Source organism: Mesorhizobium sp. M7A.F.Ca.AU.002.02.1.1 (genome assembly GCF_003998535.1).
GTDB classification, from domain to species: Bacteria; Pseudomonadota; Alphaproteobacteria; order Rhizobiales; family Rhizobiaceae; genus Mesorhizobium; species Mesorhizobium ciceri.
On the sequence record NZ_RZPB01000276.1, the window covers coordinates 1 to 7,291 of the forward strand.

General features: G+C 61.2%; 5 protein-coding genes and 2 pseudogenes. 2 read left to right on the forward strand and 5 right to left on the reverse strand.

All coding sequences use genetic code 11. The annotated features are described in order from the left end of the window. From EN879_RS17825 to EN879_RS17840, 4 genes and pseudogenes are all read right to left on the reverse strand, one after another. Positions 1–217 (reverse strand): annotated as a pseudogene (locus EN879_RS17825) (nitrate ABC transporter, permease protein); the annotation flags it as partial. Positions 218–285: 68 nt separating this feature from the next. Next, a pseudogene (locus EN879_RS17830) lies at positions 286–1,602 on the reverse strand (CmpA/NrtA family ABC transporter substrate-binding protein). Between the two features lie 356 nt (positions 1,603–1,958). After that, a complete protein-coding gene (locus EN879_RS17835; RefSeq protein WP_063170300.1) occupies positions 1,959–3,197 on the reverse strand; it encodes a CmpA/NrtA family ABC transporter substrate-binding protein in 1,239 nt (412 codons plus the stop codon). 2 nt (positions 3,198–3,199) lie between these two features. Then, positions 3,200–3,802, reverse strand: coding sequence for an ANTAR domain-containing response regulator (locus EN879_RS17840; RefSeq protein WP_013530455.1), 603 nt, complete (start codon positions 3,800–3,802; stop codon positions 3,200–3,202). Positions 3,803–4,077: 275 nt separating this feature from the next. Here EN879_RS17840 and EN879_RS17845 point away from each other — a divergent pair, with 275 nt between their 5' ends. Continuing rightward, positions 4,078–4,605, forward strand: coding sequence for a hypothetical protein (locus tag EN879_RS17845; RefSeq protein ID WP_063168699.1), 528 nt, complete (start codon positions 4,078–4,080; stop codon positions 4,603–4,605). A 148-nt stretch (positions 4,606–4,753) separates the two neighbouring features. Then, the gene (locus EN879_RS17850; RefSeq protein ID WP_063168700.1) at positions 4,754–5,887 is read left to right on the forward strand and encodes a hypothetical protein; all 1,134 of its coding nucleotides are present in this window, start codon (positions 4,754–4,756) and stop codon (positions 5,885–5,887) included. Positions 5,888–6,007: 120 nt separating this feature from the next. On the opposite strand, the gene EN879_RS17855 is transcribed toward EN879_RS17850, so the two are convergent. Continuing rightward, positions 6,008–7,291, reverse strand: a 1,284-nt coding sequence (locus tag EN879_RS17855) for an NAD(P)-binding protein (protein WP_164774451.1), incomplete at its 5' end; no start/stop codon positions are given.

The window sequence follows — 7,291 nt, forward strand, 5'->3', positions numbered from 1 at the left end:
GCGGCGGCAGGCTCGATGTCGGCGACGAACAGGCGATCTGCCAGACGACCAGCATCAGCGCGATGACGATGATGGGCGGCACCAGCGCGCTCGCCAGTTTGCCGGCGATGGCGAGCGGCTCGAAGCGGCGCCGTGCCTTGGCAGTGAAGGCGATGACCTCCGCCGGCTTGGCGGGAAAGGCCTTCACCTTGGTGTCCTCGATAGTCTGGATCGACATGTCTGGGGAAAACTCCTTGGGGGCAGGTAGTGATCGCAAGCGGCGCATGCGCGCCGCTTGCGATCAGGCTACGCCGATGCCTTGATCTTCAGGCTGTCGAGATAGGCGGACGGGTTGGCCGGATCGAAAATCTTGCCGTCGAAAAAGGTCTCGACGCCGCGCGACGACGACGCCGGAACGTCGGCTGCCGCGACGCCGAGATCCTTGGCCGCCTCGCGCCACAGATCCTCGCGGTTGACCTGGTCGACCAGCGCGTTGATGTCGGTGGTCGGCGCGAACTTGCCCCAGCGGATGTTCTCGGCAAGGAACCACGCATCATGGCTCTTGAACGGATAAGAGACGCCGCCCTTCCAGAACTTCATGGAGAGATCGGTGCCGTTGGCGACGCGGCCATTGCCATAGTTGATGTCGCCCTTGAGGCGGCCGATGATGTCGGCGACGGGCACGTTCATCCATTGCCGCTTGCCGATGATAGCGGCCATCTCGTCCTTGTTCTAGGTGGCCTCGCACCATTGCTGGGCTTCCATGACGGCCATCAGGATCGCCTTGGTGGCGTTCGGATATTTCTCGATGAATTCGGCGCGCAGGCCGAGCGCCTTTTCGGGATGGCCCTTCCACAATTCGCCTGTCGTGGCGGCGGTGAAGCCCACGCCCTGGTGGACGAGTTGCTCGTTCCACGGCTCGCCGACGCAGAACACGTCCATATTGCCGACCTTCATGTTGGCCACCATCTGCGGCGGCGGCACGACGATGGTCGAGACGTCCTTGTCGGGATCGATGCCGCCGGCGGCCAGCCAATAGCGCAGCCACAGATCATGCGTACCGCCCGGGAAGGTCATGGCGGCCTTGATTTCCTTGCCGGTCGCCTTCTTGGCAGCGAAGGCGTCTTTCAGCTTCGAGGCGTCGAGGCCGACACCGGTGCCGGCATATTCCTGGGCGACCGAAATGCCCTGGCAGTCGTAGTTGAGCCGAGCCACGATCGCCATCGGCATCGGCTGGTTGTTCTGCGTCACCTTGCCGGTGTGCATGAGGTAAGGCAGCGGTGTCAGGATATGAGCGCCGTCGATGCCGTTGGCCGCGCCGCCGAGCATCAGATTGTCGCGTGTCGCACCCCAGGAGGCCTGCTTGAGCACCTCGACATCGGGCATGCCGAACTTGGCGAACAGCCCCTTCTCCTTGGCGATCATCAGCGGGGCCGCATCGGTGAGGGCAATGAAGCCGAGCTTGGCGCCGGTGACCTCCGGAGTGGCGGTCGCGGCATAGGCGCCGGAAGGGAAGAGCTTGCGGGCCGCCACGAACAGGCCGGCCGTCATCGCGCTGCTGACCAGAAAATCGCGGCGCGTCATGTCCTTGAGGGTCGTTCCAGTCCTGATCCGTTTCGTCATCGTCGTCTCCGGTTGGGCGCGGCTTGAGATCCGCGTCGTCGATTGCGTGTTGATCAAAACAAAAAAGCCGCCAGCCAGGTCTTCGCGTCCGGGTGACCGGGAGCGCGCATGAACCTGAGCGGCAGCTTTGCCTGTGGCGCCCGCCATTGGACGCCTGTTCCGTGACCCGCAAAGGGCCTGTCTATTTCAAAGCAGGAACCGTGCCAGTTTTGAGAGAGGTGAAAAAGGCCAATGAAATCCGCAGCCTGCGCTGATCGCCGGCGCACTGAACCCTATGGCCGGAAGGCCAAAGATTGTTCATTAGGGCAATCGCGCGCACAATTTTTGTGCAATGCACAAGGATGGCGCGGAAATGATCAGGCCTGAATCTCGGCAGATTTCTGGCCGGTAATGTACGCATCGATCTCGTCAGGATCGAAGATCTGACCGTCGAAGAAACCGTCAGGACCGAGCACAAGGCCGGCGCCTGTCGCGCCGACCGCGGTGGCAATTTGGAGCGCACCCTCGACTTTCGAATTGGCGCCGGGAAGCGCGACGCCGAGCGGCTTCAGCGCCGAACGGTAGAGGTCGGGACGGTAGCAATCGCGGGCGATGGCAAGGCTTTCAGGCGTGTGCGCCACGTGCCCCCAGCGCACCATCTGCGTGTAGAACCACAGCGCATGGCTCTTCCACGGAAAGTTCGCCGCCTTGTCGAAGGGGAGGAAGAAGTCGTCGATGGTCCGCTCCGCACCGCCGCCCAGTTGGAGATGGCCGGTCAGGATCGGCATCTGCACGGTCGGCGGCAGGCCGAGGAAGCCGGCCTGCGCCATCACCCCGGCCAGTTCGCCATGGTTGGCCGGATCCTGGCACCAGCGCGCCGAGTGATGCAGCGCGCGCAGCAGCGCCGCCAAGGCCTCGGGGTTTTCATCTGCCCAAGCCTTGCGCACGCCGATCACCTTCTCCGGGCTGTTGCGCCATATCCGCGCCTTGACGGTGACGATGTGGCCGGTGCCGGCGGCCACCGTAGCGCTGTTCCAGGGTTCGCCGACGCAGTAGCCGTCGATGCGGCCGGCGGCCAGCGCATCGGCCATGAAGGGCGGCGGCACGATGACGATCTCAATCTCTTGGCTCGGATCGATGCCGCAGGCGGCGAGCCAGTAGCGCAATTCGTAATTGTGCCCGGAATGCGGATGCACCACGGCAAAGCGCAGCGGATCGCCACCGGCCGCAGCGCGCTCGCGAATGAGCGCGCCAAGTGCGGCACCGGCGCGCGCCGGGTCTAGGTCGGCCTCGGCGCCGTGTGCCGCCATACCGGCCCAAACGGCATTGGAGATGGTGACGCAATTGCCGCCGAGGCCGAGCGAGAACGGCACGATGGTTTCCGAGGCCAGCGGCGTCAGCCCGAGATTGCAGGCGAGCGGCATCGGTCCCAGCATATGCGCGAGATGGAAGTGGCCGATGGCGATGCGGTCGCGGATGTTGGCCCAGGATGTCTCGCGGTGCAGCTTCAGATCGATGCCTTCTTGCGCGGCGAAGCCAAGCTCGCCGGCCGCGACCAGCACGGCGCTGTCGAAAAGCGGCATGAAGCCGGCGGTGATCTGGTGCTCGGCAGTCATGCTCATTCGTCCTCCGCCGGTCCCAGCAGCCCCGCGGCAGTCACCAGGCTTTGGGCGATGTCGCCGATCTTGCGGTTCTGGTTCATCGCCGTCTTGCGCAGCAGCGTGTAGGCCGCCTCTTCGGAGAGGCCGCGCGATTTCATCAGGATGCCCTTGGCACGGTCGATCACCTTGCGGCTCTCGAGCTCGCCGCGAACCTCTTCCAGTTCGCGTGCCATGCGCGAAAAGGCGTTGAAGCGGCTGACCGCCATGTCGAGGATCGGCTTGACGCGCTCTTGCCGCAGACCGTCGACGACATAGGCCGAAACGCCGGCATCGACCGCCGCCTCGATCGAGGCCTGGTCGGAGCGGTCGACGAACATGGCGATCGGCCGTTTTACGGCACGCGACAGCTGGAACATGTTTTCCAGCATGTCGCGATTCGGGTTTTCGAGATCGATGACGATGACATCGGGCTCGATCTCGGCGATCCGCCGCGCAATGCCGGTCACATCATGGATGACGGTGACCCGCTCATGGCCGGCCTCGCGCAAACCCGCCTCGATGATCGCGGCGCGGATGCGGTTTTCATCGATCACCAGGACGGCGAGTGCGGTTCGAACCATGCCTGCATTGTGACTAAGCGAGGGAATTGTGCAATGCGGTATCGAGAGAGAGCGGTGCTCGCTACGCCTTGGCAGGCCTATAGAGGTGGACGCTGGAAATGGATAGCTGTGATTTTGGCGGCAGTAGGACCGACTGCGGCTAACGCATTCACTACGTCAATCGGTTTGAGACGACCGGAACAGCAACTGGAACCAAGGCAGAGATCAAGCAGCCTATGGCGCTGATCGCGTTGAGATTACAACGGCGGCAACGGCACCAGATCTGAGGACGAAAAATGATCGACAAGAAATCTGAGACTGAAGCTGAAAAAGAGATCTGTGAAGTCGTGGGCCGAATCGTACTCATGGCTTCACTCTTAGACAATCAGTTAAATGCCGTCTTGGTGGCAGCTCTATCTCTTGGCGGGAAGGCGCTGACACTCGCGGTTGTCGCTGCCCTGGACCCGGCCCGAAAAGTTGAAATCCTGAAGGCATTTGTCACGCAGATATCCAACGACGAATGGAAGAAGCCAGTCCTGCGTTACGCAGACGGCGTTGAAAAAGTAAACCGGGCTCGGAACCTCGCCGCCCACAGTATGGTTATCGACAGCGGTGGAGAACATGTTCTAGCGACCAATAGCGTTGCGAAATTATTGAAGGCTACTGATCGTAAAAGCCGAGCGATCAAACGTGTGCCGCTCAACACGCTGAGCAATGCTTCAGATCTCGCGCTGAAAGTCTATAAAGAGGGTGAGAGCGTTATCGCCAATTTTGGTCGAGTTGAGTTGGAGAGAAATCGACGGGGAGCAGCGGCGCAACGCTAGATCATTCGGAATCCAATTGTCTGCGGCTTCGTTGGATGCCAATCAGCCGATCATGAAAAGAGTCGCACTACCGATATCCTAGATCGGCCGAGGCTTATGTGCGTCGCGCCGACCGCTAAATAATCATGCCGGGAAATGAGCTTCTTTGATGAGTTGGAATATTCTCGCTGCGCTTCCGAACATCGTCGTCACAGACCCGATTGAGGGAGAACAATTCTCCATGATCGGCAGCGATGACGCGCGCCTGTCCGATAATTTTGCCCTGCAGCCAAATCTAAAAGCATTCTTCCGAAGGTTTACAAACAGCCACGGAGTGAGGATTACGCCCGCAGCGCTCGTTGCGAGATCTGATACGCCCGCCGAGTTTCTCAACAGCGAAGCTGTCTCGGGTTTTCGAGATGCCGTTGCCGCGTCCATCATCCCATTTGCACGCGCTGCGGCCATAACTCATCGCAATTATTCCCGACCGATGTACTCTGACTCTTTCGATCTTTATCCTTGGATGGTCGATCGGAATGGCGAGCACCTCATCGCGAACACTCCGGCCGTAAGCGCACTTCATCAGATCAAAGGATTTAGGGGGCTTTCCTCGCCAGGACTTTCGGTCGTCCAGATTCGCGATTGGGACATTGATGAAGCGTTACTAAAAGTTTTGCTAGACTGGTGGAGGAAGAGATTTTCCGGCGGAACGCCACACTGGGAACAACTTGCGCTATTTCGCTCTCTGAACGCTGCTAATGCCGCAATGCAAATGCCGCAAAGCGCGGGCGCCACGATATATGACTGGGGCCGATCCCTGTCGCTTTGGATAAGCGCATTTGAGATACTCGTGCACCCTGGCCCTGGCGGTGAAGCCAACCGCGCGAAAGTATTTGCATTGATTGAACGCGGTGAATGGGAGCGTGAAGCAGTTCGCGAAAAAGTCCATGATGTGCGGTTGAGCAAAAAGAGCGTCGTAAGAAAAGCATTTCCCAGCTATCTGTATGCTCTCGCTTACCAAGCGAGAAACAATTTTCTCCATGGCGAGCCAGTTGGACGGGAGCACTTGGTTTTACCTTCCGGTCAGCCCGTTGGGTTTTTGGTCTCGGCGCTTTATCGAAACGCAATTGCGACATTTGTAGATCTGACAGCTACCGTAAGCATCGACGGAAAGGCGTCTGTTGGAGCAATCGCACAGGCAATATCTGAAATGTCCGACCGTCGAAGAGTTCCGCGCACTGTAGAAGATGCCTTCATTAAGGCCATGGCTCCTAAGCCGGAAACCGAAGACGACGATGAGTAGCGACAACAGCCATTCCCGCAGCTATGCACTTTAAAAGAACCTGCTGGTCGAGCACTGCAGCGGCGCTGAAATCCGCCCTTCACGCGATGACCCTGTCGCCTGCAGCGAACCGCAGGCGCCCTATTCCGCGGCCAACGCCGTGACCTCGCGGCGGAAGGGCAGTGCGTCGCCGATATCGGCTTCATCCAGCTCGCGCGCGAAGCGGTGACCGGCATAGGTTGCCCAGGCGATCGGACCCGGCGCCTCGGCGTCGCCGATGATTTTGATCGAGCGGATTCCGCTGTCGGCCCATTCGTCCCGCCGCGCCTTCAATTCCTGCCAGACACTATCGTCCTGGTGGCGTGACGTGACCAGCACCACGGCGTCCGCGGCGATGTCAAATTGGCTGCCCGTATAGGCGCACGCCGTGGCAACACCGCCCGGCACGATGCGCGTCACAGTCCGGTTCAGCACGATCTCGACGCCGAGTTCGGCCAGCCGGCGATGGACGGCGCCCTGCTCCAGCGTGTTGCGGGTCCAGTCGGATACATAGGCCGACGGCGTCACCAGCGTCACCTTCGCGCCCTGGCGCGCCATCAGCTCGGCCAGAACGCCACCCATGTAGTAGTGGTCGTCGTCGAACAGCACGACACTGCCGGTCGGCACAGTGCCGGCCATCAGATCGTCCGGCGTGTAGACCGGCATGGCCGGGTCGATCGGCATCGGCACGACATGCGCGCGCGCCACGCCGTCTCGGCGCCATGTCGAGCCGGTGGCAAGCGCAATGTTCTGAAAGCCGAAGTCCAGTATCTCCTGCGCCGACAATCGGCTTTCGAAATAGACGTCGACATTGGACATCTGGCTGATCTGGTACTGGCGGTAGTCGCGCACGCGTCCCCATGCCGAGAGACCAGGCAAGCGGCACTCGCGCGCCACGCGGCCGCCAAGTTCGGTGCCGGCCTCGGCGATGGCCACCTGATAGCCGCGCAGGCCGAGCGCACGCGCCGCCTCCAGCCCGGCCGGGCCGGCGCCGACGATCAGCACGCTGTCGCTATCGCCCTTGGCCTGCATGCGTTCGGGATGCCAGCCCTTGCGCCATTCCTCCATGAAGGTCGGGTTCTGCGTGCAGCGCGAGATCGACATGGTCATGTCGCCGGTGATGCAGATGTTGCAGCCGATGCATTCGCGAATGTCCTCGATGCGCCCCTCCTCCACCTTCTTCGGCAGGAAGGGATCGGCAATCGATGGGCGCGCGCAGCCGATGAAATCCAGCGTGCCGGACTTGATCATCTTCACCATCACATCCGGCGAGGTGAAGCGACCGACGCCTACGACCGGCTTCGAGGTCAGTTTCTTGATGCCGGACACCAGGCTCTCCTGCGCGCCCTCCTCCTTGAACCGCGACGGCCCGGAGCAGTCCTCCCA

What these genes read in the sequence shown, in the direction of transcription:
- EN879_RS17835 (WP_063170300.1), bottom strand. Translation starts at nt 3,197, where the DNA reads ATGACTGCCGAGCACCAGATCACCGCCGGCTTCATGCCGCTTTTCGAC.
- EN879_RS17840 (WP_013530455.1), bottom strand. Translation starts at nt 3,802, where the DNA reads ATGGTTCGAACCGCACTCGCCGTCCTGGTGATCGATGAAAACCGCATC.
- EN879_RS17845 (WP_063168699.1), top strand. Translation starts at nt 4,078, where the DNA reads ATGATCGACAAGAAATCTGAGACTGAAGCTGAAAAAGAGATCTGTGAA.
- EN879_RS17850 (WP_063168700.1), top strand. Translation starts at nt 4,754, where the DNA reads ATGAGTTGGAATATTCTCGCTGCGCTTCCGAACATCGTCGTCACAGAC.